Annotated in this window: 22 protein-coding genes, 2 tRNA genes and 1 other annotated feature; of the genes, 4 read left to right on the top strand and 20 right to left on the bottom strand. The window is 37.1% G+C overall.

The window, feature by feature from the left end; all coding sequences use genetic code 11:
• Positions 1-2: 2 nt before the first annotated feature.
• The 12 genes from OS139_RS05280 to OS139_RS05225 all read right to left on the bottom strand — a co-directional run bounded on the left by OS139_RS05280 (position 3) and on the right by OS139_RS05225 (position 14,370).
• A complete protein-coding gene (locus OS139_RS05280; protein WP_002294067.1) occupies positions 3-203 on the bottom strand; it encodes a cold-shock protein in 201 nt (66 codons plus the stop codon).
• A 149-nt stretch (positions 204-352) separates the two neighbouring features.
• The gene (radC, locus tag OS139_RS05275) at positions 353-1,045 is read right to left on the bottom strand and encodes a RadC family protein (protein WP_002294069.1); all 693 of its coding nucleotides are present in this window, start codon (positions 1,043-1,045) and stop codon (positions 353-355) included.
• A gap of 54 nt (positions 1,046-1,099) precedes the next feature.
• Complete coding sequence (locus OS139_RS05270; RefSeq protein WP_002287951.1) at positions 1,100-1,753, bottom strand: HAD family hydrolase; 654 nt, start codon at positions 1,751-1,753, stop codon at positions 1,100-1,102.
• Positions 1,743-3,056 carry a bifunctional folylpolyglutamate synthase/dihydrofolate synthase gene (locus OS139_RS05265; RefSeq protein ID WP_002294071.1) on the bottom strand — a complete coding sequence of 438 codons (1,314 nt, stop codon included), beginning with the start codon at positions 3,054-3,056 and terminating at the stop codon, positions 1,743-1,745. The genes OS139_RS05270 and OS139_RS05265 overlap by 11 nt, the downstream gene beginning before the upstream one ends.
• Positions 3,057-3,365: 309 nt before the next feature.
• Positions 3,366-6,011, bottom strand: coding sequence for a valine--tRNA ligase (locus OS139_RS05260; RefSeq protein ID WP_002332120.1), 2,646 nt, complete (start codon positions 6,009-6,011; stop codon positions 3,366-3,368).
• Positions 6,012-6,058: 47 nt separating this feature from the next.
• Positions 6,059-6,275 (bottom strand) — a binding site (T-box leader).
• Positions 6,276-6,403: 128 nt separating this feature from the next.
• Complete coding sequence (locus OS139_RS05255; RefSeq protein WP_002287954.1) at positions 6,404-7,051, bottom strand: redox-sensing transcriptional repressor Rex; 648 nt, start codon at positions 7,049-7,051, stop codon at positions 6,404-6,406.
• A 572-nt stretch (positions 7,052-7,623) separates the two neighbouring features.
• A complete protein-coding gene (thiI, locus tag OS139_RS05250) occupies positions 7,624-8,835 on the bottom strand; it encodes a tRNA uracil 4-sulfurtransferase ThiI (protein ID WP_002287955.1) in 1,212 nt (403 codons plus the stop codon).
• 15 nt (positions 8,836-8,850) lie between these two features.
• On the bottom strand, positions 8,851-9,993 hold the full coding sequence (locus OS139_RS05245) for a cysteine desulfurase family protein (RefSeq protein ID WP_002294077.1): 1,143 nt from the start codon (positions 9,991-9,993) through the stop codon (positions 8,851-8,853).
• A 164-nt stretch (positions 9,994-10,157) separates the two neighbouring features.
• Complete coding sequence (locus OS139_RS05240) at positions 10,158-11,879, bottom strand: septation ring formation regulator EzrA (protein WP_002287957.1); 1,722 nt, start codon at positions 11,877-11,879, stop codon at positions 10,158-10,160.
• A gap of 198 nt (positions 11,880-12,077) precedes the next feature.
• On the bottom strand, positions 12,078-12,638 hold the full coding sequence (locus OS139_RS05235) for a haloacid dehalogenase (RefSeq protein ID WP_002298858.1): 561 nt from the start codon (positions 12,636-12,638) through the stop codon (positions 12,078-12,080).
• Between the two features lie 25 nt (positions 12,639-12,663).
• Positions 12,664-13,503 (bottom strand): Cof-type HAD-IIB family hydrolase, encoded by an 840-nt coding sequence (locus tag OS139_RS05230; protein WP_002294078.1) that lies wholly within the window; start codon positions 13,501-13,503, stop codon positions 12,664-12,666.
• A 33-nt stretch (positions 13,504-13,536) separates the two neighbouring features.
• The gene (locus tag OS139_RS05225) at positions 13,537-14,370 is read right to left on the bottom strand and encodes a DUF72 domain-containing protein (protein WP_002307060.1); all 834 of its coding nucleotides are present in this window, start codon (positions 14,368-14,370) and stop codon (positions 13,537-13,539) included.
• Between the two features lie 230 nt (positions 14,371-14,600).
• Here OS139_RS05225 and OS139_RS05220 point away from each other — a divergent pair, with 230 nt between their 5' ends.
• On the top strand, positions 14,601-15,569 hold the full coding sequence (locus OS139_RS05220) for an asparaginase (RefSeq protein WP_002298855.1): 969 nt from the start codon (positions 14,601-14,603) through the stop codon (positions 15,567-15,569).
• A 151-nt stretch (positions 15,570-15,720) separates the two neighbouring features.
• On the opposite strand, the gene OS139_RS05215 is transcribed toward OS139_RS05220, so the two are convergent.
• The 3 genes from OS139_RS05215 to OS139_RS05205 all read right to left on the bottom strand — a co-directional run bounded on the left by OS139_RS05215 (position 15,721) and on the right by OS139_RS05205 (position 18,839).
• Positions 15,721-16,458 carry an acyl-ACP thioesterase domain-containing protein gene (locus OS139_RS05215; protein WP_002287962.1) on the bottom strand — a complete coding sequence of 246 codons (738 nt, stop codon included), beginning with the start codon at positions 16,456-16,458 and terminating at the stop codon, positions 15,721-15,723.
• A 15-nt stretch (positions 16,459-16,473) separates the two neighbouring features.
• Positions 16,474-17,307 carry a fructosamine kinase family protein gene (locus OS139_RS05210; protein ID WP_002332122.1) on the bottom strand — a complete coding sequence of 278 codons (834 nt, stop codon included), beginning with the start codon at positions 17,305-17,307 and terminating at the stop codon, positions 16,474-16,476.
• A 203-nt stretch (positions 17,308-17,510) separates the two neighbouring features.
• On the bottom strand, positions 17,511-18,839 hold the full coding sequence (locus OS139_RS05205) for an aminopeptidase C (protein ID WP_002332123.1): 1,329 nt from the start codon (positions 18,837-18,839) through the stop codon (positions 17,511-17,513).
• A gap of 293 nt (positions 18,840-19,132) precedes the next feature.
• Here OS139_RS05205 and OS139_RS05200 point away from each other — a divergent pair, with 293 nt between their 5' ends.
• The gene (locus tag OS139_RS05200) at positions 19,133-19,297 is read left to right on the top strand and encodes a hypothetical protein (RefSeq protein WP_002332124.1); all 165 of its coding nucleotides are present in this window, start codon (positions 19,133-19,135) and stop codon (positions 19,295-19,297) included.
• Positions 19,298-19,434: 137 nt separating this feature from the next.
• Here the strand turns inward: OS139_RS05200 and OS139_RS05195 are convergent.
• Positions 19,435-19,508 (bottom strand) — tRNA-Asn (locus OS139_RS05195).
• A 213-nt stretch (positions 19,509-19,721) separates the two neighbouring features.
• Between OS139_RS05195 and OS139_RS05190 the strand changes: the two genes are divergently transcribed.
• Positions 19,722-19,794 (top strand) — tRNA-Thr (locus OS139_RS05190).
• Between the two features lie 133 nt (positions 19,795-19,927).
• A complete protein-coding gene (locus OS139_RS05185; RefSeq protein ID WP_325066825.1) occupies positions 19,928-20,557 on the top strand; it encodes an alpha/beta fold hydrolase in 630 nt (209 codons plus the stop codon).
• 122 nt (positions 20,558-20,679) lie between these two features.
• On the opposite strand, the gene OS139_RS05180 is transcribed toward OS139_RS05185, so the two are convergent.
• The 4 genes from OS139_RS05180 to OS139_RS05165 form a co-directional block, all read right to left on the bottom strand.
• Entirely contained in the window at positions 20,680-21,054 is a 375-nt protein-coding gene (locus OS139_RS05180; RefSeq protein ID WP_002298848.1) for an iron-sulfur cluster biosynthesis family protein, read from the bottom strand.
• 312 nt (positions 21,055-21,366) lie between these two features.
• The gene (locus tag OS139_RS05175) at positions 21,367-22,794 is read right to left on the bottom strand and encodes a family 1 glycosylhydrolase (protein ID WP_002294086.1); all 1,428 of its coding nucleotides are present in this window, start codon (positions 22,792-22,794) and stop codon (positions 21,367-21,369) included.
• Positions 22,795-22,805: 11 nt separating this feature from the next.
• Positions 22,806-24,662, bottom strand: a complete 1,857-nt coding sequence (locus OS139_RS05170; protein ID WP_002332125.1) for a PTS beta-glucoside transporter subunit IIBCA — start codon at positions 24,660-24,662, stop codon at positions 22,806-22,808.
• The gene (locus tag OS139_RS05165) at positions 24,655-25,500 is read right to left on the bottom strand and encodes a PRD domain-containing protein (protein WP_002332126.1); all 846 of its coding nucleotides are present in this window, start codon (positions 25,498-25,500) and stop codon (positions 24,655-24,657) included. Before OS139_RS05165 ends, OS139_RS05170 begins: the two co-directional genes overlap by 8 nt.
• Positions 25,501-25,502 lie beyond the last annotated feature (2 nt).

The raw sequence follows: 25,502 nt of genomic DNA, 5'->3' as shown, positions 1-25,502 counted from the left end.
AATTAAGCTTTTACAACGTTTGCAGCTTGTGGGCCACGGTCTGATTCTTCAACGTCGAAAGTCACTGCTTGACCTTCTTCTAATGTTTTGAATCCGTCACCTTGGATAGCTGAGAAGTGAACGAATACGTCGCTTCCATCTTCACGTGAGATAAATCCAAATCCTTTTTCAGCGTTGAACCATTTTACTGTTCCGTTTTCCATAATAATATCCTCCTCGTGCCAAAAGCACTAATTTAAATTGTAACATTGCTCGTGTACGATAGAGGTGCAACAGATGTTTCAACTTCTATTCCCAAACAAAATTACAATATAATTGTACACTTGCTTCATTTTTTTTGCAAGAAAGCAACTTACTTCTCTTCCATCATTCCTTCTTCTCTCAAACTAAAATATCGTTTGCGTCCGATGATCAAGTGGTCCAATACAGTGATCCCCATCATTTCTCCACACTTTTGTATCCTTTTGGTAAAATTCATATCCTGCTGCGATGGAATAACATTACCAGAAGGATGATTATGCGCTAAAACGATCCTTGCTGCACAATAACGTACAGCATAATGGAAAATTTCTCTAGGATGAGCGACTGACTGATTCAGCGAACCGATGAACACTGTTTTTTTTAAGATCACTTGATTCTTCGTGTCCAAATAAATACAAACCAAATGTTCTTGTTTGTGATCTTTCATTTCCAGAATCAATTGCTGGGCCAATTCGTAGCTGGTACGAACCGGCGGAGCCGCTCTTTCATGATCCGTCTGAATTCGTCGACCTAATTCGATCAAGGCTTTGATTTCGATTGCTTTCACGCGTCCTATCCCTCGAATCTCTTCTAACTCATGCAAAGTAGCCTGTCGTAAAGAGGCCAGTCCTCCAAACGTTTTTAACAGATTTCCAGCAATCGACATCACACTATAAGGGTGTTGACCGGTACGCAGTAAGATTGCCAAAAGCTCCTGATCCGATAAAGCTTCAGCGCCATAAATTTCCATACGTTCCCTTGGTAAAGAGCTAGTAGGTACTTCTTTGATCAATCGTTTTCCCAAAAAAACATCTCCTTTCTATCTTATCTAAAATAAGATACGAAAAGAGATGGATTTTTATTTTAACAATGCAGGGATTTCATGTAACGAAGAAACAACCCCAGCTGTTTTTTTGATCAATTCTTGGGATGGTGGAAGCAGATCTGGTACCATGACTACCGGGATCTCAGCCGCAGAAGCTGCTAAAATACCATTTTGTGAATCTTCTAAAATCAATGTTTCTTTCTTCGCTGTACCTAGCTTCTGATTAGCTAACAAGAAAATTTCTGGGTCTGGTTTTGCTCGTTGAACATTTTCTGCAGAAACAATCGTCTCAAATCGTTCAAACAGATTGTTCTTCTTCAATAAAAGTTCAATGACTGCTCGTTGGTTACTGGAAGCGACAACTTTGGGAATCTGATGTTCTTCTAAAAAAGAGAGGAGTTCCAACACACCGGGCTTCATTTGTACCGCTCCTTGCGAAAAACGTTCAAGCGTTTCCTGGTATGAATCATCTATGAATCTTTGTACACTTGTTTTGCCAAATTCCGAGAAAATCATATGATAATTCGCCCATACTTCTTCATCTGAAACACCTAAGAATTTTAAATACAGGTCTTTATCATAAGGAAAACCCATCTTGTCTGCTACTACTTGTGTGGCTTCGTAATACACTAACTCTGTGTCGAACAGCAAACCATCCATGTCAAAAATCACTGCATTATACTTCATGATCTCCTCCTAATTGTATTAATAAATGGCGAACTTCTGAAATGAAATAAAGTGAACCGGTCACAACTAATACGTCTTCATTTGTCATCTTTTCCAATATATCTGCTAATCCGAATTGCCACAATGAAACGATTGATACTCTCTCACTTGCTAAATCTGATACTTCACTTAATTCGATGGCTTTTGGATGTTCAAAGGTCGTCAAATAAATATGGACATTTGGTACTTGCTGCAATCGTTCTAGCATTTCTCTAACATTTTTAGTTCGTAAGGCGGAAAACAAAATGTTGATTTGATATCCTTTGAATTCTTTTTTCAAATTCTCAACAAGCCGGTTCATTGCATGCGTATTATGGGCACCATCTAAAACAACTAATGGCTCGTTACTCAAACGCTCCATTCTTCCTGGCCATCGAGATTTCTTCAATCCCTTCAAAACATCTTTTTCTCGGAAAGGCAGCTTTTCCAATTGACAGTAAACAAAATACAATTCGATGGCTACTCCTGCATTTTCAGCTTGATGTTGCCCTAAAAGCGGAGTGGTTAATTGAGGGATCTTTCCTATTTCATTAAAAAATTCAAATACTTCTCCCCACATCTCATCAGGATGCAGATAGTTTATTTTATAATTTTCCCCGTATACATAAAGCGGTGCATTTTTTGCTTTAGCTGTTTGTTGGATGACAGTAAAAGCTTCTGGGGCAATATTTCCTGTTACTACTGGAACGCCTTGTTTGATGATTCCAGCTTTTTGTGCAGCGATTTCTTCAATTGTATCTCCAAGTATTTCGGTATGATCAAGTCCAATCGTTGTTATTCCCGTCAGCATTGGTACAGCTACATTGGTAGAATCCAATAAGCCGCCTAAGCCAACTTCGATAATCGCTACGTCCACTTTCTTCATCAAAAAATAATCAAATGCCATTGCTGTTAATGTCTCGAATTCAGTAATACCAGCTACTGCTTCAAATTGATCAAGTTGTTTGATCAGTGGCTGATATTTTTTTACAAGCTGGATCAAATCATTGTCTGGGATGCTTTTGCCATTGATTGCGATCCGTTCATTGAACGTTTCGATATAAGGTGAAGTAAATGTACCTACTGTCAGCCCAGCCTCTTCTAATAGGCTTCTCAAATAAGCTACAGTAGAACCTTTTCCGTTTGTTCCAGCGATATGGATCGTTTTTACTTTTCTCTCTGGATGCCCTACCACTTCTAATAAAGCTTCGACTCGGTCAAGGCCAGGACGTGAACCAAATGGTAATCGACTATGGATCCATTCTATTGCTTCTTCAATCGTCATCAACAATTCCCCCATTTCTCTTTTATTATAACAAATAGAACACATAAGAAAAATAAAAGTATGACAAAGAGAAAAGAAACAGAGAGAGGAACGATTTTATCAACTACTTTATTGACTCTTGATACATGATCCATCTCCCTCCTTCTCCTACATAATAAGAGTAGACTAAAAAAGAGATGTGACAAAATTTATGTCACATCTCCTTATGAATCGAAGCTAAGAGTGAGGCTCAAACTCTTTCCTGTAACGATGTTCAATCAGCTAGCTTTTAGTAATAGCTAGCTGATTTCACACTCTCTTTTTCTATTCTTATTGAATAGTACGCAAACTTTCGATTCGTTCTTTGACAGCCGTTTGCTTCTCTAAATAATCTTTTTCTTTTGCACGCTCTGCCTCTACTACTTCTTCCGGCGCGTTAGAAACAAAACGTTCATTAGAAAGTTTTCCTTGGACACGTTTTACTTCGCTTGTCCACTTTTCCAGTTCTTTTTCTAATCGTTTGATTTCCTCTTCGATATTGATCAATCCTGCTAACGGCAAGAAGATTTCTGCACCTGTCAGAACAGCTGACATCGCTAGATCTGGTGCAGTGATCTCACTTGATATCGTCAACTCTTCGGGATTACAGAAGCGTTCGATATAGCTTGTATTTTCAACTAAAAATTGATCGATTTTAGCATCGTTTGTTTTAATTAGCAACGTAATTGGTTTAGACAATGGTGTATTCACTTCTGAACGAATATTTCGAACGGCTCGAATCAATTCTTTCAATACTTCCATCCCTTTAGAAGCTGTTTCATCATCAAACTCTGGACGTACAACAGGATATTCTGCCACTACTAGAGAATTTCCCTGATGAGGAATATGTTCCCATATTTCTTCTGTAACGAATGGCATGATTGGATGCAATAAACGTAGGATCTGATCAAGTGTATGAACTAAGATGCTACGGGTGGTTTGTTTTGAAACAGCATCATCTCCATAAAGTACTTCTTTACTCATTTCGATGTACCAGTCACAAAAATCATCCCAGATAAAGTTATACAGTTGTCGACCTGCTTCACCAAATTCAAAACGATCAAATAGCTCAGTTACTCGTTCGATCGTTTCATTCAAACGAGTAAGGATCCACCGGTCAGCCACTGATTTTTCTCCAGATAAATCGATCTCTTCTACGGTCATTCCTTCGATATTCATGATAACGAAACGTGAAGCATTCCAGATTTTGTTGATAAAGTTCCAAGAAGCATCCATTTTTTCATAGCTGAAGCGGACATCTTGTCCTGGTGCAGAACCATTCGATAAGAACCAGCGGAGAGCATCTGCTCCATACTTTTCGATTACTTCCATCGGATCGATTCCATTACCTAATGATTTACTCATCTTCCGCCCTTGTTCGTCACGGATCAATCCATGAATCAAGACATTCTCAAATGGACGTTCGCCAGTAAATTCCAAGCTTTGGAAAATCATTCTGCTTACCCAGAAGAAAATGATGTCATAACCGGTTACTAAAGTGCTAGTAGGGAAGTATCGCTTATAATCTTCGCTTTCCGTATCTGGCCAGCCCATTGTTGAGAAAGGCCACAAAGCTGAACTAAACCAAGTGTCTAAAACATCAGGATCTTGTACCCAGTTTTCACTATCCGCTGGTGCTTCCATCCCTACATACATTTCACCTGTTTCTTTGTGATACCATGCAGGAATTTGATGTCCCCACCATAATTGTCGTGAGATTACCCAATCATGGACATTTTCCATCCAACGTAAAAACGTTTGATTGAATCTTGGAGGGAAGAATTCCACTGCTTGATCTGTTTCTTGGTTATCAATGGCTTTTTTCGCTAACGGCGCCATTTTTACAAACCATTGAGTAGACAGCCGAGGTTCAACAACGACACCTGTCCGCTCGGAATGACCCACACTGTGGATCATCGTATCGATTTTAATCAATCGACCGATTTCTTTCAGATCTTGCACGATTGCTTTACGAGCAGCAAAACGATCCATTCCAGCATATTTTCCTGCTAGTTCATTCATCGTACCATCATCATCCATAACATTTACGCGTGGAAGATCATGACGATTACCTACCTCAAAGTCGTTTGGATCATGTGCTGGAGTGATTTTTACTACACCTGTCCCGAATTCCATATCTACATATTCATCTGCAATGATTGGGATTTCTTTATTGACTAAAGGTAGAATCACTTTTTTGCCGATGAGCGCTTGATAACGCTCGTCTTCTGGATGAACAGCAATCGCCGTATCTCCCAACATCGTTTCTGGACGGGTTGTCGCAATTTCTACTACGCCTGATCCATCTGCTAGTTCATAGCTCATATGATAAAAGGCGCCTTCGATATCTTTATGAATAACTTCGATATCAGATAGAGCTGTTCGTGCTTGAGGATCCCAGTTGATGATATATTCACCACGATAAATCAAACCTTTTTCGTATAAGGTAACAAAAACTTTACGTACTGCTTCAGATAATCCATCATCTAATGTAAAACGTTCCCTACTGTAATCTAAAGATAAGCCCATTTTAGCCCACTGTTCGCGGATATGGCTCGCATACTCTTCTTTCCATTCCCACACTTGATCGATGAACTTTTCACGACCTAGATCATAACGAGAAATCCCTTGCTCTCTAAGCTTCGCTTCTACTTTTGCTTGTGTCGCGATTCCTGCATGGTCCATACCAGGCAGCCATAAAGTATCATATCCTTGCATTCTCTTTTGACGAATCAGCATATCTTGCAAGGTCGTATCCCAAGCATGCCCTAAATGAAGTTTTCCAGTAACATTTGGGGGCGGGATCACGATTGAATAAGGTTTTGCTTTTTTATTTCCGCTCGGTTTAAACAAATCTTGTTCTAACCAATGCTGATAACGTCCAGCTTCAACTTCTTGCGGATTATATTTTGTTGATAGGTTATTTTCTTCCGTCATGCTGTTTTCCTCCTTTAAACTAAAAAACGTCCTAAAATACTTTCGTATTCTAGGACGTATGATTTACGCGGTACCACCTAAATTGCAATAATCAATCATTATTGCCTCTCAAGTGAGTTAACGATCACGACTCGTCTATCTCTACTCCATTCAAGACAGAAACTCCCAAGCTACCTTCACTGGTTGTCATTGAGAACCTTTCAGCAGATAGTTCTCTCTCTAAGAATGAATGTGCCAGTTACTCCTCTTGTTCAGCGTTATGCTTCATTCTACAATGGTTTTTTTTTTTAGTCAACAAGTGGTCGTGAAAAAACCACTTCATTTAGTACTAAAAAATTTTTGAAAGAATTACGACGAGTTCTCGCAAGATCAATAAGCCTACTCAAATTTTCCTAAGAAAAAACTTCTGAGTAATTCTCATCAAAGTAAATAAGCGTCTGCAACTCGGTTGTCAAATCAATGTATTGAACATTGACATAAGCTGGGACAGTTACTCTGTCAGGCGCAAAATTAAGTATAGCGGTTACATTTCCTTTGACAATTTCATCAATAGCAGATTGTGAATATTTACTTGGTACCGTAGAGATTGCTACTGTCACATTTTTTGCTTTGGCTATCTCCGCGAAACGATCAATCGGATAGATCATTTCTCCATCAATTACTCGATTGATCAGTGCTGGATCATTATCAAAGACGCACACGATATTTAGATTTTCATTTCTTCTAAAATTGTTGTGTTTCAATGCTTTGCCAAGATTTCCATATCCTACTAATGCGATTCGTTTTTCTTCTTTAGTATTAAGGATATTATTGAATACATCGATAAGGAAAGGGACATCATAGCCATATCCGCTTCTGCCTAGCTCGCCTAATTGCGAGAAGTCTCTGCGGATCGTTGCAGAAGGAATTTGGGTGATTTCGCTAAACTCATTTGATTTGATTCTACTTATGCCTGAGTCATCCAGCATCTTCAAGTAGCGTAAATATAAAGGTAATCTTTTCGCAGTTGCTTTTGGCAGTGTATCTGTTTTTTCTCGCATAACGACGCTCCTTGTTAATAATTTCACATATTTAGTGTAACATGTTTCTAACCCGGGAGCAAGGTTACAAGTAGGAAGGAAAAGGGTGTGAGACAAATAAAACGGTGTTCAAAAGCTTGCATCTGCGGTAATAAGCTCAACCAAACGTAAAATATGAGGAACTATTTTTGTTTGGCTGTTCTTATTACTTGATGCAGGGCAGCTTTTTCACAACCTCTGATACACGGTGTTCCAGAAGTAACTTCTTCGAAAAATAAGCCGAAATTTCACAAAAATTTGAAAAGCAATTTTCGTAAATTCCTTCTTATTTCTTGAAGCTGCCCACTTCTGTCACAACCTCGCTATTTCATGGGAAATTCTCTTTTTTATATCATTTATCAACTGTAGCTTGATCTCTAAATAAAATTTTATTTTTCAGTTAGTAAAAAAGAACCGGCTTTTCCATAACTTCTTGATAAATGGTATTCAATCAGCTAATCTTCGACATTAGTTCAAAAACGGTAAAATACATGGAGCTATTTTTTCGTTTTGTTTCTCTAATACTCTGGTCAAAACACTATTTTCATAACCTCTTATAGCAATTCTGAAAATTCTTCAGTTTTTTCATTAGACGATTCTGCTTGTATCTCTTCCATCTTCAAGCCAGCTAGTGCTCGTTGGATCATTTCATCTATTGCTAAACGCTCTTCATATTGATGGACCTTTTCCAGTTGAGGGCGTGTTTTTGGCTGTGGAGGAGCAAAAATCGTACAGCAATCTTCAAAAGGCTGGATAGAAAGATTAAATGTATCGATCTGTTCTGCTACTTCAATGATTTCAAGTTTATCCATTGTCGCTACAGGCCGAATGATTGGCGTATTCGTTACTTCATTGATAGCTACCATACTTTGCAAAGTTTGCGAAGCCACTTGACCTAATGATTCACCATTCAAAATGACTAAACCATGACGAATACGGCGAATTTCATCGGTCAAACGCAACATCATTCGACGAGTAATTGTCATCCAATATCCTTGTGGCACTGACTTTTTGATTTCTTCTTGAATCTCGGTAAATGGCACTTCGATAAAATGGATCGTTCCCACATAAGGTGCTAGTTTGGCTGTTAGATCTTTTGCTTTTTGCAGTGCTTGTTCACTTGTATACGGCGGACTAGCAAAATGAACAGCTTCAATTTCCACTCCCCGCTTCATGGCAAAGTACCCTGCTACAGGAGAATCAATCCCCCCAGAAAGCATAAGCATTCCTTTTCCGCTTGTTCCTACGGGCAATCCTCCAGCTCCCTTGATCGTTTCATACGATAGATAAGCGCCATCACGCCGAATCTCTACACGTAATGGAATATCTGGTTGACGCATTTGAACTTGGATATGCGGGAAAATATCAAAAACAGCATTACCTAATGTTTGATTCAATTCATTACTTGTCAATTCAAATTGGTGATCGCTTCTTTTAGCGATAATTTTAAATGTTTCTTTCCCAGTATAAATTTCTTTCATGATGTCTTGAACAGCTTGTTTTAAAACTTCGACATCTTTTTCTACACGAATACTTGGAGAAAAATTTTGGATCCCAAATATTTTTGCTAGTTTTGGAATAACTAGCTGCCCGTCTGCGCCATTCAATAAAAGATGCATCCGGTCCCGATCAGCATGGATTTTGATTTCTGGAAAGTCTTTCAAAGCTTGTCTGACATTTTGTGCTAGTTGCATGATAAAGCTTTTTCGATTCTTTCCTTTTGTCGAAAGTTCCCCATAACGGACCATAATTTCACTGTATTTCACAAGAACACTCCTCTTTTAATTGATTGCAGAAAATTTCTTATAAAGCTGCTTGAAAATAATCATAAATTGCTCGACTTCTGCAAGCGAATTGTTTTCATCTAAGCTGATTCGAACAGCAGATGTAGCCAGATCATTTGGTACATGCATTGCGTGCAATGTACTGCTTGCCATATGTTTACGTGAGGAGCAGGCACTAGTAGTAGAAACAAATATTTGTTTTTCTTCTAAGGCATGGACGAGAACTTCGCCGCGAATTCCTTTTAGAGCAAAACATAAAATATGCGGTGCATAGTCAGTTCCTTCTGAAAAAATCGTCACTTTCTCATACGTCTTCAACGCATTGATTAGAGCTACTTTTAAGCGTTGTGTCTGCTCAGGTTTTTGTTCCTTTATCTCTAATGATAAACGTAAAGCTTTAGCCATAGCCACAATACCTGGAACATTTTCTGTCCCACTTCGCTGATTCCTTTCCTGTCCTCCACCTGTCAGTAATGGTGCTAAACGACGACCCTTTTTCCAATAAATGAAACCAGTTCCCCGTGGGCCATGGAATTTGTGAGCTGAAAATGTTGCAAAATCAACTCTTTCTGTCAACCATTGCGAGAATGGTACTTTTCCAATCGCCTGAACAGCATCTACATGGAAATGAATTTTAGGAAAATCATCCAAAAGATCACTGATTTCCTGGATGGGCTGAATCGATCCTACTTCATTATTCACAGCCATAACAGAGACTAATACTGTCTCTTTTCTTATTAATTCTTTCAATTCGTCGACACGTACAAATCCGCGTTTATCCACTGGGGCGATACTTACTTCGATTCCTAATTCTTTTAATTGTTCTGCTGTCTCGCTGACGGCCGGATGTTCGACTCCTGAAATGATCATATGATTCCCATATTCTCTTTTTTCGATCATCGTTCCTTTTAATACCCAGTTATCTCCTTCTGTTCCGCCTGAAGTAAAATAGATTTCTTCTGGTTCTACATGGATCAAATCAGCGATCTGCTTTCTTGCTTGCTGCAACAACCGGTTAGCTTGATTGCCTAAATCATGCAAGCTTGATGGATTCCCAATAATCCGCTGACTGGTTTTTACATATGCATCTAAGCTTTGCGGAAAGATTGGGGTTGTTGCACTGTTATCAAAATATATCATAAGAAACCCCTCTTTTTTGAAATTCTTTTCTATTATAACGGTTGTCCAAGGTGCTTTCAAGAGCAGGTGAAATTTTCACTTGTTTCAATTTTCAAATATACAAAAAAAGACAAGAACAAGACAATAATCCGTCTTGCTCTTGCTGGTTTACTAACTTTTTTGCTTTATACTAAGTCTGGATGATTAAAATAAAAATCTTCGATGCGTTTGAAAGCACCTGGTTCTACTCGCTCTAATGCTGTACCGATTTCGTCTAATGCTTCTTGATAGTGATATTCTTTATTGAATAAATAGTAGCTTTTATCAATTGCTTCTCTCACTTCTTCGTGTGTATGACGATAACGATTTGCATATTGGAGCATTTGCTCCGTTAATGCTGCTGCATCTACTAAATCATGTGTCTTCTTATCTAATAATTCTAGATCTTCTTCACATAGAGCAACTAAACGATTGACCTCTTCCATGTTTACTCGAATTTTATTCAAGACAACACTTAGTTCTTCAATACGGTCAGTAGCAACAAAAAAGAATTCTAGGTAATCATTCGGCAAGCCAGGCAAACGTTGTTTTTCTACAAAACGTTTCAAACTGCGCAATTTGAATTCGAATGTATCGATCTTTTCTTGCGCTTCTTTTTCGCCTTTTCTCAATTCATGTAATGAGTCGTCGATCTCTACTTGTTGCTTTTCGATATCTTCTAAGACTTTGAAGACTGTTTTATAGAACGTGCGCACTTCTGAATAAGGAATTTCGTGTTGACGGATCTGTGGAATCATCTGTTCATTTTGACGTTCCATTTCTTCCACTTCGGTTTGGAAACCTCGTACACGGCCAATTTCATTGTGGTTCAATGTATAGCTTTGAGATGTGTGATCCAGCTCAATCAATAATTGACGGTTATTCTTTGTTGTATGTTTGATATACTCTGCAATCGTTGATTGGTTAGTTTTTACATATCTCTGAGCTTCCATTTCCCGTTCTAAGATATCATATAACGAATCAATCAAATCAGCTGTTTCACGGTTTTCAAATTCGACCGTTTCAACTTCTGTTTTTTCAAGATTGGCTAATGAATTTTCAATTCTTCGACTTACTTTTGCGATATCTTCAGCAAGATCTTCTTCTGGGAATACATATTGTTCTTCCATCAATTTCTCGTAAGTATCACTGATTTCTTCAAGTTGTTCAGGGAAAGTGGTATGGAGCTCCTCATACAGCGGTGGAATTTTTTTCATCAGAGCTTCCACTTCATACGTATGTTTTTCTGCTTTATCCAAAACCTCGCGGGCTTCAACAGGGTCTCCAGAAGTGTTTAAAGTCACAAACTGCGTAAATTCTTTTTCGATCACTTTGATCTGTTTTTGCAATTCAAAAAGAGCTGGTCCGTATTCATGCTCGTCTTCTCTGACTTTTTCTTTCAGTTCTTCATAGACGTCAAGTGCCTGCTGAACAGCTAGTGAGTTGCGTTCTTCCGTTTCCCGCAATTCCTTTAGACCTTCACGGATTTCCGTCACTTGTTTCTCCATTTGGTCCATTGTAGCTTCTGCTTCAACAACTGCTTTTTTTCCTTTTAAGAACCGAAAACTTTCATTGAGGTTTTCCACTTCGAAAATTTGACTTTCTAGTTCAGCGAACGAGGAAGTAGATATGTCATTCCATTTTTGACTCCATTCACGAAAGGTATTTTGGCTTTGCCCAACCAGATGCATTTTTTTAACATCATCGACTTCTTCAATCACTGGCAAGTCAAATAATTCTTCCTTGCGTTTTTCTAAGGCATCCAATCGATCTTGATTTTTTTTCTTCATCAAGTAACTAACCAAAAAGACGACAATGGCGACTATAATGATTGCAATGACGATTCCGATGATAACATTATTTCCCATTTATGGTTCCTCCGTTTTCAGTATGCATCTTTTATGCAACAGATGGCGTTCTGCTTGGCATAAATCCAAATAATACGTCTCTCGTGCAAAAGACATCTATTCTAGATTATAGCATACTATTTTCATGCATTCACTAACTTAAACGAAAATCTTTTGTTTTTCCATCGTATAAAGATAACAAAAATAGTGAAACTCTGATCACTCTTTTTCATTTGTGCACATGCCTATATCAGCGGATTTTTTCTTAGCAATCGCTTCTTGAATCTGACGTTGGATTTCTGCCGCGATTTTAGGTTCTGGAGCATATTCCATCTGCCAGTTTTCAGGTTTCAACACTTTATTTGTTACAGGGTCATAATGAGGTTTTCCATCTGGAAATAATTTCCCCATATTTGCCTGATGGACGATTTCGAATATTCGATCAGGCACTATTCCTAGTAATGAAAAAGAACCATAAGTAAAGTAAAGGATATCTGTCAGTGCATCTACTTGTTCAATCAGCGGATCACTTCCCCACTGTGTTTTACCAAGTATTTTTTCTTCTGCTTTATCTAATGCTTCGTGCAGCAGCATAACAGCTTCATGCAGTTGTTCTTTATTAGGTGAAGTAGCTGCAACAAATTCAACAAGTTCTTCTATTTTGAACGCAGCACGTGTATGAGCTTCATTTTCTGTAAAAGCCGTGGGTATCTCTGGTCTTCTTGGATCAAAAGTTTTGTGGAATGTTTCTACTTTTTGAAAAGGTGTCTCTGCTTCCATACTGATTTTTTCCTTCTTTCATTGACTAATAAATCAGACCGAAGTGTTTCAGTCCTTCGTATATCCCATCTTCTTCATTTGATTGAGTCACAAAGTCTGCAGCATGTTTTACTTCGATCTGAGCATTCCCCATGGCCACTCCAATTCCTACACCTTTCAGCATCTCGATATCATTGTAATGATCGCCAAATGCCATAATTTCTTCCATTTCAATTCCGACAGCATTTGCGAAAGCTTGGATGCCTAGTAATTTTGAACCACCTTTGGGGATGATATCTACAGTATACGTATTTGAACGCTGAAACGTACACTCGGGAAAGCGATGTTCTAACTTTTTCTGTTCTGACTCCGGACTGAGCAATATACATTGATAAATTGGTTCTTTTAATATCTCTAACGTTTCATAACGATCCTTTTGTCGGTGAGGGCTAAAAACCTGGAGGATTTTTTTCATCAGACGTACCGGGAATTTACGCGGTAAAAAGCTGACTAGTCGCTTGATAAAAATCGATTGTCCTAATAGCATCGTCGTTGATCCATCTAACCGATTTCTCGCACCAAAAACGATTTGTCGATGGTTCTCATCTGCAAATTCAACAATATGTTCCAATACTTTTTGTTCAAAAGGGTGGTCGATAATCGTGCGATCTGCAGTAAAAACCAGTTGACCATTATACACGACATACATATCTAATTCCAATTCATCAATGATTTCTTTGATCTTTACTGGGCTGCGCCCCGTTGCTACACCGCATAAAATGCCGTTTTTCCGAGCATATTCAATTGCTTGTTTTGTTGATTCCAACGCTTTTGAACGATTGGTGACCAATGTTCCGTCAATATCAAAAAAAATAGCTTTGATCATAGACTTCGCCCCTTTCTTGAATAAAATAAGCCCTTAAAACAGATCCATTTGGGTTGGATTGAGTCCATCTGGCTTGATATTTAATATTTTTTGCAGTGCTAATGCATTTTCAGCCGCATCACCACCAGAATTATTATTAAAAATCACACCTACCTCTTTTGTCTTAGAATCAACTACTTTGACTTCATGTGCTAGTTCTTGCAGTTCTTTTTCTGAATAACGATATAACGTTCTTTTTTTACGCCACTCTTTATCATTTGCTTGCCATCCTTGCGCATTCCTACCATGGAATCGAAAAAGAGCAAAGTTCGGATTGGTGACAAATGGATCAAAAGGAATCGTTGTATTCAGCAACTGTGGCTCATCGATGATGGCTAAAGAAAAAGCGGCTTTAGACATAAAGTTTCTTGTACGTTCAAGAAATTCATCGCTGTACCAAGAATAATCCCGCAATTCTATAGAAACAGGATAACCCTCAAACCACTTTCTAAGTTTGCGCAAGTACTGGACATTTTCTTTCGTACATTTGAATGATGAGGGGAATTGGACTAAAAAGCAAAACATCTTTCCAGCATCTACCATCGGCGACATAACATCTAAAAAATGCGCAATCATCTCTTCTTCGGTCTGATAATAAGGCTTCCAGTCTCCTTGACCGCTGATTCCTTGATAGACTTTGACTACAAAGCGAAATGATTCAGGTACTTCATTTATCCAATTCTCAACTGAGGACTTTCGGGGAATTCCATAATAGGCAGTATCTAATTCCACTAAGGGTAGAAATCCGGCATATTCATACAGAGTGTTATTCTTTTTGCCAGTTAATTTGTCATGTTCTTTAAACGATGTTAATCCGATTCTGATCATTTTCGACCACCTTCGTAATTGTTTTCTCTTGACTGCTTTTTTATAAAAGAAACTCAACCAAATACTCCGTGCATTAAGAGGTCAAGGTCGAGTCTTCTTCGTTTAAGTAAGGGCAGCTTTTTTATAATAAGTCTGGCTATTGTTATTCTTCACTGATAGCAAAACTCTTTTATATAGTATACAATAAGATTTAACGGCTATGCAAAATTATTCGTAAGGAAGTCTGTAAAATGAAAAAAATACTTGTACTACACACCGGCGGAACGATCGCCATGAAAGAAAACATGCTCACGGGCGGTGTTAGTCCTGATGTGGCAAACCCATTATTAGATGCAGAAATCACAATCCCCAAGCATGTAGAATTATTAGTTGAAGATATCTTCAATCTTCCCTCACCACACATCATGCCTTCTCACATGTTGGTATTAAAAGAACGTATCTTGTCCGCTTATGCATCAGGTATATCCGGAGTGGTGATCACACACGGTACAGATACATTAGAAGAAACTGCTTTTTTTCTTGATACAACGATTGGCGACAAATTACCAATTGTTTTGACTGGGGCAATGCGTTCAAGTAATGAACTTGGAAGTGACGGCCTTTATAATTTTGAAAGTGCGATTCGTGTCGCAAGTTGTGAAGAAGCGCTAGATAAGGGGGTTTTGGTGGTCATGAACGATGAGATCCATTCTGCACGCTACGTGACAAAGACCCATACCACAAATGTTGCTACTTTCCGAACACCTACATTGGGTCCCATCGGCTTAGTAACTAAGAATCGAATTTTATTCTTGCAGGAACTTTTAGAAACAAAGCGACTGGACATTTCCGCTGTAGATGGGACTATCCCGATCGTTAAAGCATATGCTGGGATGCAAGGGGACTTATTGGAAGCCATCGCCCATACGAAAGTAGACGGTTTGGTAATCGAAGCTTTAGGTGCGGGGAATCTCCCTCCACAAGCCTTAGCTGCTTTGGAAAAGCTTCTTGTCCAAAAAATCCCTGTAGTACTTGTTTCTCGTTGTTTCAATGGAATCGCAGAGCCTGTTTATGATTATGAAGGCGGGGGAAAAGAACTAGAAAAAATGGGGATTATTTTCTGTAACAGTATTAATAGTCAAAAAGCACGTTTAAAACTATTGATTGCTGTAAACTATGGTTTGTCGGGTGAAGAATTGATTTCGTTTATCCAAAACTAAACAATATCTAATAGCTAAACTTAAAAAGAGAGGCTGTGACAAAAATAGCTTCTTCGAAAACTAAGTCGAAAATTTACAAAAATTTGAGAAACAATTTTCGTAAATTTCTTCTTATTTCTTGAAGCTGACCCCTTCTGTCACAACCTCTTTTTTATTTATTTTTCCATATAATATTTGCTTCACAATACAGCTGTTCTTGCATTCGGATTTCATGTTTTGTTTTGACACCATTTTCGATAGGGATTTGTTCAAAATGGCTTTCGATCTCATTCCCGTACTCTACTTCTTTATCAAATCGAATAATTACTTTTTCTGGAACATGCGTAGTCAAAAAGTCATATCCTAATACGTCAATGATCCAATTAAAATACATCGCATTATTAACATGCTGATTACTATCGATATCATAAAAACGAACACGATATGGCAACATGAAGCCCGAATCAATCTTTTCAATTTTTTCCTGACGCTTGATTTTCTTGATCTTCTCACTCTCAAAAGGAGCAATGATCTCTTCATTAACACTGCTCATTTTTCGATTCACAAAATCCATCAATACGAAAACAGATTCTATTTTGACTAATTCTTTCCCATCTTCATCATGGATCCAGAAGTTCCGATAACAGAAAAACTTATTGTACTCCATGGCTTGAGTCGTTACTGAGATTACTTCACCGACTCTAGGGAGACGATTAATCTCCATGGAATAATTCGTGATGACCCAAGTAAGTCCAAAGCTATTGACGAATTCACTGCCTCTTCCCAACTGGTCGCTTTGATCTTCAGACGTTTTGATAACTACTCCTAACATCGAAGGAAATGTCATCGTTTGGTTGATGTCACACTCATAATATGAAACTTCATGCTTTTTGGTATATTTTTTTGCCAAAAACACGCCCTCCTCTTAAAAATTTTCTAGTAATTGATCTACTTGGGAACCGTAACTTTCTCCAAACATATTCAAATGTGCCAAAAGATAATATAACTGGTAAATCGGCAGTCGGTCTTCCCATCCCTTTTCTAATGGAAATATAGTTTGATAAGCATCTAAAAATTCCGGTCGGAAACCACCGAATAACTGGCTCATTGCAATATCTTGTTCCCGATTCCCATAAGAAACAGCTGGGTCGACAAAAACTGGATGCCCTTGCTGGTCAAAGAACACATTACCACTCCACAGGTCTCCGTGCAAGAGGCGGGGAGTGATCTTTTTTGGTTCAACCGATTTCAATACACGTTCTTTAAATCGCAGATACTTTTCTTGACGCTGTACATTCCATCGATTCGTTTCTTCTGCCAAAGAAATCTGGGATTCAAGCCGATCTTTAAAGAAAAAAGTCCACCAATCTTCTTCAAAAGAATTTTTCTGAACAAGTGTACCCAAATAGTTATCTTTACGAAAACCAAATTGTGGCGCTGTTTGCTGATGGAGATTAGCTAAAGCTGCAGCAAGATCTCGTTGATCCCCTTTTCCCGGCTCGATCCATTCCATTAACAAATAAGCGCCTTCACTTGTTTCACCTAGCATATACGTATCCGGTACACGTACGAATGCTGACAGTTCTTTTAATCCGTCTACTTCTGCTTCAAAAAATCCTTTTTTTACATTCGGATGGATTTTTAAAAAATAAGCACGATGTTCGGTTTTTATACGATAGGTCTGATTAACATCGCCACCAACAACTGGAATCACTTTACCATTTAATTTCAGATCAGATAAAACAGTTTGGATATCCATGACTTTCCCCCCCTACTCCCAATTTTATTCTACTTCGTCATCATATTTTTTAATGATAAAAAGATTATTTCCAATCCTTATCCTTTATTTAGAATTATAGCACAGGGACCATAAAAAACAGGGAATGGACTTTAAAGATAAAAAGAGCTGGCTTAAGCCAGCTCTTTTTATCTTTACTACATACTCTTCATTGAAATACTCGTCTATGCTAAAGCGCCCATTGGATCCCACGGAGATAGAACAATTGGTTCTTCATTGAACGCATTTAATTGCTCTTTCGTCAATAAATCTTTTCTTACAACGATTTGGTACGTATATTCGTCCATCCAGGCATCACTCATAACGAAGAAGCCATTCTTTCCAACTTTTTCGCCCCAGCTATTTTCGACTTTCCATTTTGTTGATTGCCCGTCTACTAAGTCAACACCGGTCAATACCATCGCATGGGTCATCAGACTTTCTCCAAAATCTAAACGTTCAGCTTTAGTCATTGTAAAATCCGTATCAAATAGATCATCCATTGAATAAGCATCTAAGGCCATGATGCCACTAGTTCTAGTAGAAGATTGACCTACATCACAACCAAACCAAACAGATTCTCCTTCTTCAAGCTGAGCAATCGCTAATTTTTTGAAAGTTTCCATATCAACATTCAGGTATTTAACTTCTTTCCCGCCAACGACATTCCCTAGCATCTCTACTGTATAAGAACGATTGAATGGTTTGTCTTTTGTTGGTGCATTGATCACACTAACATAATCATCTAATTTTACACCGATGTATTTATCATAAAAAATTTGTGGTGTCAGTCCTCGGTCAAGATGATAGTTCTGTTCTTCATCGCGGTACTCAAAATCGAATTCTTTTGGAGGTGTTCCTAATGAGATGGCTAAGAAGTTATAAATACTTTCTAGCATTTCTTCTTTTTTTTCTTCAATAGCGTCTAATGTTTCTCCTTGAGCAACCATTTCGCGTAACACAACTGCATCTTTACGCAGTAGTTTGTTCAAGTAGTTATTCAAATCTCGAGAATTTGAACTATTCGCACTTTCCGGCATTACCGATTTGGGCACAACACCGTATTTTTGGAATAATGAAACGATCATATCCCATTGACCGCCATCTTGTTGAGGAGTAGTTAGCAAGAAAGCCACTTTTCGGCTATCAATAGCCTCTTTTCCAGTTGCAATGATGTTTTCATAGAAGTAATTTGCCTTTTCATATTTATCCCAGAAAAAAGTGTAATTTTGTGATAATTCAAACTCTTTTAAATGGAATTGATTCAGCATCTTATGACGGAATGTGTTCAGTGCAGCAAACATCCAGCAACGCCCCGATTGCATTTGATTAGCCACTTTCCCCGTAGCCAAATCTATAGAAAATACCGGTGTATTCTCCACATGTGCTGAAACATTTTCAGCAGAAGCGGTAATTCCGTTCTTCACAACTGCCCGCTGCAATGCCTGCTGTTTGATATTTGCTTGAAACTGTTTGTTAAATTTTGTTGTCATATCAGGCGTAATAGCTTTCATCCAATCATCCTTCCAAATCCAAGTTATACTTCGTATTTTACTCTTAAGAATTTAGAAATACAATCTCTTCTATGATGAAAATTTCACTTGAATAAGAATATACTTACAATTTCATGAAGGAAAACTTCATACGGTATCGATAATTTTCAGATAAAAATGGGGATATTTCTATGAGATCATGATAATGGACTGTATAATAAAGAAAAGGCTTAGAAGAACATAATTCTACAAAATAACGTTCAAGAATGCTGAATGAATAAAATACTATAATGCAAGAAAGGAGGTTAAATAAAATGAAAAATCTGATGGCTGGCGGCTTTTTGTTTGTAGGTGGTAGCATACTTATGAATACAGAACATTTTGGAAATATTGTCCCTTTCCTTGGGATAGCTTGCGCCTTGATTGGTGTAGGGATGCTCATTTATTTCGTATTTAGCGATGACGGGAAATATGGTTAATTGAATTGTGCGTAGAAGACTTTACTCTCTTCCAAGGAAAGCGATATACAGTATAAAAATGGAAGACTTTATTTATCGTAAAAAAAAGAAATCCAAGTGAATGGATTTCTTTTTTTAGCTGTGTAAGCTTTTATTTACTCCGGCAGTAGGACTCGAACCTACGACATCATGATTAACAGTCATGCGCTACTACCAACTGAGCTATGCCGGAATCAAGTACATGAATATAATATCAATTTCTTCTAAATAACGCAATACTTTTTTTGAATTTTTTTATTATATTATCAAAGAAACCGTTCGCATTTTTTGTTATTTTTATTTTTTCTAAAATCTGTTTTCCTATTAGAGAAACACATTTTTTCGAAAAAATTCTGTTGACAAATACATTAATATTCGTTATCCTATTATTTGTATTAATGATAATGCCGCTTTAGCTCAGCTGGTAGAGCGCTTCCATGGTAAGGAAGAGGTCGCCGGTTCAAGCCCGGCAAGTGGCTTCCTTAAACAGTGCAGCATATTGGTTTAACAATGTGTCTGCGCTGTTTTTTTATTTTATGACATAAGAAATGAATGTTTATATTTTAATAGTACAAAGAAAGTCTATATGATAACTATAAAAAGGAGAGCAATATGAAAATTGTTTTTTTGCATGGTCTAGGCCAAGACGAACAATCATGGAAAGATGTAATCTCTTATCTACCCAATAGTTATTCTTGCAAAAGTCTTTCATTGTTCAATCATTTAAACAGCACAGACACTGCTACTTTAGACGACTTAACCAAATACATCGAAGTACAATTGAATCAGATAAAGGAACCTTTTATTTTATGTGGATTATCTTTAGGCGCTGTTATTGCTTTAAACTATCTTGCAACTCCTTCTCCATATTTAAAAAAGGTTGTTTTAGTCGCTCCACAATTTGAGTCTTCTAATCGCTTATTGCTTACTTTCCAGAATATTTATTTTTACTGCGTACCTTCTAAGATATTTGAAAAATTAGGTCTATCTAAAAAACAAACCCTTACCCTACTTCGTTCACTTGAAACATTAGACTGCAAAAAACAGCTTCGTACATCACGACTTCCTAAATTGATTTTATGTGGTACCAAAGATCATGCGAATAAACCAGCAGCAAAACGTTTATATAAACTTTCAACGAATGGCCGCCTACTCTTTATTAAAAACGGAAAACATGAATTGAATAGAGAAAAGCCAGAAATAATGGCACAAGCTATGCGATCTTTTATCGAAAATAGTTAATTTAAAAAAAGACGACAAAATGTGTCGTCTTTTTTATTTACCATGGTAAGAATGTTGTCTTGTTTTTTCAACACAGCTTGATTGAGACTAGTTTTATGGATCATGGATCAATGAAGAGAAAATTATTGTTTCATGCCAGAGAATTTTTCTGGTCGTAGATCTACTAATTGAACATGACTGTCTAAAGAACCACTTGGGCTTTCAAGAGTAAATACACCTAGACGTGGATCTAAAGAAAGGGTCATATGTTCATCCATGTACATTTTTGAATAATCTTTTATATAAACATCCCCAATATCACTATCTAATTGGAGTTTATAATCATTTTTTCTCTGTTCTTTATCAAGAAGAAGTAAACGAAAACTAGTATCTAAAGAGCAAACACCCATTTTAGAATATTCCCCAACGCCATCATCTAAATCCAATATAACTGTTGCGCCTTCATCAATATATTTTTGTAATCTTTCTTGTGCTTGTTCCGTAATTTTAAGATACATAACTAATACGCCCTCTTTCTTTTTCTTACAAAAGCATGCTAGCATATATTAATAAAATTATCTAAAGTCCTGCTCAAAACAAAAAGATGTAAGAAATATCTTATGATATTTCTTACATCTCAGAGTGTAGACTGATACTTTTGTCTACACCCTGCCCCTCTTTTTTAAAGGGTGGTTATGATTTGCTGATTTTATATATTAAAGATAGTTATTTTTTTAAGATAGAACTTTGGTCCTTTAGTAATATTACTCTAAGCTAACTACTTGTTATATGAATATAACTACTATAACTCCTTCTATGTTAAACAGGTATTACAAAATATCTCCATTGGAACCAATCACTTCTTTGTACCAATAAAAAGAGTCCTTTTTGTACCTTTCTAAGGTTCCATTTCCTTCATCGTCTTTGTCTACATAGATAAACCCATATCTTTTTTTCATTTCGCCTGTTGTAGCACTTACTAAATCTATGGGTGCCCACGTGAGATACCCAAAGCAATCTACCTGATCTTCTTCAATTGCAATCTTCATTTGTTGAATATGCTGTTTTAAGTATTCGATGCGATATTCATCATGTATGTTTTTATCATCTGTCAAAACATCTATGGCACCTAATCCATTTTCTGTAATTATGATAGGGAGTCCATATTTTCTATAAGTGTAATTCAGCAGATACCGTAAACCCGTCGGATCAATGGTCCATCCCCATTTACTAGTCACAAGATACGGGTTTTGAAGACCGCCAAATAAGGCACTCTTTTCTTCAGCTGCTCCTTCGTACTTCGCAACAGATGATGCATAATAGTTCATACCAATAAAATCAAGTGTTCCTTTAGAAAACATATATTTATCATTCTCTGTTATGGTCAACTTTATTCCTTGGTCTGCATATTCATTGATTTTATAGTCTGGAAACTTTCCTGTGCACATAGCATCTATTTGATAGAAATCTCGATCCATTTGTTTAAAAGCATTCATCACATTTGTTGGATTGCAATCTACTGGATAAACAGGTTCGATTCCAAATACGCAACCAATCTTGTTTTCTGGGTCTATTTTTTTTCCTAAAACTATTGCCGAACAACTAGCCACTGTCATATTGTATCCGATCTCAGCCAATGTCTGCGATTTATTTTCGAGTTCAGAATACTTCAAACCTGCGATAATATACGTAAAAATATCTGTAGCTTCTGTTTGAGGATCAATATGATTCATTTCATTAAATGTAACCCAATAGTGGACTTTTCCTTTTAAAGATTCAAACATAGTTTGACAAAATTTCAAATAAAGTTCAATTACTTTTCGATTAGTCCATGAACCATACTTTTGGACTAAATTTTTTGGCATCTCGAAGTGATATAATGTTACAATTGGCTCAATGTCATAAGACAACAACGTATCCACTACATCTATATAATACATAATTCCTTCTTGATTCGGCTGCTCATCATCTCCATTAGGAAAGATACGAGACCAATCTATTGATATTCTTAATGCTGTAAATCCCATTTCACTAAACAGACGAATATCTGACTTGTATTGATGATATAAATCAATACCCATATGTGAGGGATACGTAGCTTCAGAAGAAATTATTGTATCGATTTGGCGTGGGACCTGATAGCTTCCTTGTCTGACATAATCCATGATAGCTGGTCCTTTTCCTCCCTCCTGCCAGGCTCCTTCACATTGATGTGCAGCAATACTTCCACCCCATAAAAAATTCTTTTTCAATTTCATTTTTTCACCTTCTATAAAATGACGTTTAGTAGATTATCTGTCTTTATTACTTGTTCTGAATTTGAAGGAATGACGTCTAAATAGCTATCGGTATTCGTGACAACTACAATAGTAGACGTATCATAACCAGCTTCTTGTATTTTATCAAAGTCTACTGTTCCAAGGAGTTGTCCTCTTTGAATTTTATCTCCTTGTTTTATATTTAAATTAAAATATTTCCCCTCTAACTCTACTGTATCGATCCCAATATGGATTAGTATTTCAATTCCATCTTGTGATTGGATACCTATTGCATGATTCGTTGGAAAAACTACCGTGATTTCCCCATCCACTGGAGAATAAAGATGTGTATCTATTGGTTTGATTGCAATCCCTTTTCCTAAAGCTCCTGTTGAAAAAGCTTGATCTTTAACTTCATTTAAAGAAATCACTTCTCCTTCTACTACATTACCCAATGAAGAAGTGCGCAGATTTTTATCTTTCCCTTTTTCAGCTATTATATGGTTGATTGTCTCCTGATCCTCTTCTTGTGTAGGAACGCCTAAGAGATAAGCAGCTACAGCTGAACCAGCAAAACTAATCACGACTGCCGCTAACATAAACCAGAAGTTCATGAAGTCTCCTTCACCTATATACGCTGGGAGGCCAAATAATCCCCAAGCAACAGAATAAGCTTTAACACCAGTCAAACCAGCAAATAGTCCACCGAGCCCTCCTCCAATCATTACTGCAACAAATGGCCGACGGTATTTAACAAAGACACCATAGATAGCAGGTTCAGTCACACCAAGTACTGCAGAAAGTGTTACTGTCCCAAATAATTGTTTTTGTTTTAAGTTCCGAGCTCTTAAGAAATACCCAAGCATTGCGCCTCCAACAGCAATATCTGAAATTGTACATGAAGATATAAAGGCAGGGTCATACCCATTTGCTGCAATTAGAGAAGCTACAACCGGCATGATAAAGTTTCCCGCGCCCAACATGATAATAAATGGTTGAAGAGCAGAGTATAACATCATGACAAACCAACTACCTACATATTTCATCAGTAGATTAAAAAAGCCAATGATTCCTTCTCCTATATAAAATCCTAAAGGCCCAAAAACCAACAACGTTGCCGGTAAAGTAATTAACATTACGAACAAAGGGGTTAAAAAGTATTGGAGTGTGTTAGGTATAACTCTTTTAACTACTTTAGTTACGTACCCCATAAACCAGATAGCTAGCAAAATAGGGATAAAACTATTAGAATACGTAATTTGCGGTAACCCAATACCAAATAACTCCAGTCCTTTCACATCATTGATAGAACTTGAAAGTATAGTAGCAGCAAGTGCTACTGCTAAATAAGGACTTGCTCCTAATCGTTTTGCGCAGCTCATAGCCATTAAAATAGGTAGAAAATAAAATACAGCAGACCGCAAAGCATCAAAAATCTGATAGGTTGAACTGTCTGGTGAGATTATTCCAGTTAAAGAAGCAATGGATAAAACAGCAGCAAGTAATCCAGCACAAATAATAGGCTCAAGTATCGGTGTCATAGACTCCGATATGACATCTAGTGCTGCTTTTATTGGATTTTTTTTCCCACTTTGCTCTTCTAAAGTAGTTTTTGGGGTTAGTTCCAATTGCGTCATCAATTCTTTATATACATCGTTAACATGTGTACCTATGATGATTTGATAAGCAACGTTATTGCTAACTACATCAATCACACCGTCTAAGTTTTTAAGCTTATTTGTTTGCGCTTTCGTTTTATCGATAAGAGTAAAACGCAACCGTGTCATACAGTGAACTACTGCCTCTATATTTTCTTTTCCTCCAACAAGTTCAATAATATGTTTGTTAAAATCATGATACTTATCCATTATTGTCGCCTCTTTCCGCTACGCGATTAACATGAATCATCAAATAAGTGTATTCATCTTGAGATAAATAGGTGCTGAACTTTCCTTTTACATATATTTCTATCTTTTCTACAGCTGTATATGCTTTAGGGTATAGTTTTTTTACTTGTTCAAATAACTGAGATTCATTTTCAACGTATGCTTGTTTTTTTCTTAATCGTTCAATAAAATACTGTAAATGTGTCACTAGCCTCATGTAGTTGATGCTCTCTTCGTCAATAGATAAACTAAAATGATATTTGATGATATTCAACATGTCTCTTAGTGTCTCCATATCTTCTATCTGTTCATCAAAATTGACCTGATTTTCTTGAAGATTAACAAAGTGTAAGGCAATTGAAACAGCTTCATCTGTGGGAAAGGAATGATTAAAATATTTCTTCATCATTTTTAAAGCTTCCAAACCGATTTTGTAATAAACTGGATAAAACTTTTTAACTTCCCAAAAGAGCGGACTTCTAAGATATTGTCCTTTTTCTGAGCGTTTCAATGCAAAGGAGAGATGATCTAATAAAGCTAAATAAAGATAATCATTTGCTTTTTTACCGATTTCCTTTTCTCCATAACTAACGAGCTCGTTGATCATAGAGATCAGTCTATCATCAGAATGCGATAACAAATAGCTAAAATGTTCTAAACGGTCTTTCGAATCTAAAACATATGTTTTTTCAATTTCGGAATCATTAATGCGTTGGCCAACTTTTTTTTTGAAAGCAATCCCTGTCATATAGATAATTGCTTCATTTCCTCCCCGATCAATTAAAGCTACATTGTTATTGATAATCTTTTTAACTTTCATTA

The organism is Enterococcus sp. E4-223, from assembly GCF_035727065.1.
In the GTDB taxonomy this organism is placed as follows: domain Bacteria; phylum Bacillota; class Bacilli; order Lactobacillales; family Enterococcaceae; genus Enterococcus_B; species Enterococcus_B faecium.
The sequence above is the reverse complement of the archived record's forward strand: the minus strand, read 5'-3'. Positions and strand labels throughout refer to the sequence as shown.

What these genes read in the sequence shown, in the direction of transcription:
- OS139_RS05280 (WP_002294067.1), bottom strand. Translation starts at nt 203, where the DNA reads ATGGAAAACGGAACAGTAAAATGGTTCAACGCTGAAAAAGGATTTGGA.
- OS139_RS05270 (WP_002287951.1), bottom strand. Translation starts at nt 1,753, where the DNA reads ATGAAGTATAATGCAGTGATTTTTGACATGGATGGTTTGCTGTTCGAC.
- OS139_RS05265 (WP_002294071.1), bottom strand. Translation starts at nt 3,056, where the DNA reads ATGACGATTGAAGAAGCAATAGAATGGATCCATAGTCGATTACCATTT.
- OS139_RS05260 (WP_002332120.1), bottom strand. Translation starts at nt 6,011, where the DNA reads ATGACGGAAGAAAATAACCTATCAACAAAATATAATCCGCAAGAAGTT.
- OS139_RS05255 (WP_002287954.1), bottom strand. Translation starts at nt 7,051, where the DNA reads ATGCGAGAAAAAACAGATACACTGCCAAAAGCAACTGCGAAAAGATTA.
- OS139_RS05245 (WP_002294077.1), bottom strand. Translation starts at nt 9,993, where the DNA reads ATGATATATTTTGATAACAGTGCAACAACCCCAATCTTTCCGCAAAGC.
- OS139_RS05240 (WP_002287957.1), bottom strand. Translation starts at nt 11,879, where the DNA reads ATGGGAAATAATGTTATCATCGGAATCGTCATTGCAATCATTATAGTC.
- OS139_RS05235 (WP_002298858.1), bottom strand. Translation starts at nt 12,638, where the DNA reads ATGGAAGCAGAGACACCTTTTCAAAAAGTAGAAACATTCCACAAAACT.
- OS139_RS05230 (WP_002294078.1), bottom strand. Translation starts at nt 13,503, where the DNA reads ATGATCAAAGCTATTTTTTTTGATATTGACGGAACATTGGTCACCAAT.
- OS139_RS05225 (WP_002307060.1), bottom strand. Translation starts at nt 14,370, where the DNA reads ATGATCAGAATCGGATTAACATCGTTTAAAGAACATGACAAATTAACT.
- OS139_RS05220 (WP_002298855.1), top strand. Translation starts at nt 14,601, where the DNA reads ATGAAAAAAATACTTGTACTACACACCGGCGGAACGATCGCCATGAAA.
- OS139_RS05210 (WP_002332122.1), bottom strand. Translation starts at nt 17,307, where the DNA reads ATGGATATCCAAACTGTTTTATCTGATCTGAAATTAAATGGTAAAGTG.
- OS139_RS05205 (WP_002332123.1), bottom strand. Translation starts at nt 18,839, where the DNA reads ATGAAAGCTATTACGCCTGATATGACAACAAAATTTAACAAACAGTTT.
- OS139_RS05200 (WP_002332124.1), top strand. Translation starts at nt 19,133, where the DNA reads ATGAAAAATCTGATGGCTGGCGGCTTTTTGTTTGTAGGTGGTAGCATA.
- OS139_RS05185 (WP_325066825.1), top strand. Translation starts at nt 19,928, where the DNA reads ATGAAAATTGTTTTTTTGCATGGTCTAGGCCAAGACGAACAATCATGG.
- OS139_RS05180 (WP_002298848.1), bottom strand. Translation starts at nt 21,054, where the DNA reads ATGTATCTTAAAATTACGGAACAAGCACAAGAAAGATTACAAAAATAT.
- OS139_RS05175 (WP_002294086.1), bottom strand. Translation starts at nt 22,794, where the DNA reads ATGAAATTGAAAAAGAATTTTTTATGGGGTGGAAGTATTGCTGCACAT.
- OS139_RS05170 (WP_002332125.1), bottom strand. Translation starts at nt 24,662, where the DNA reads ATGGATAAGTATCATGATTTTAACAAACATATTATTGAACTTGTTGGA.
- OS139_RS05165 (WP_002332126.1), bottom strand. Translation starts at nt 25,500, where the DNA reads ATGAAAGTTAAAAAGATTATCAATAACAATGTAGCTTTAATTGATCGG.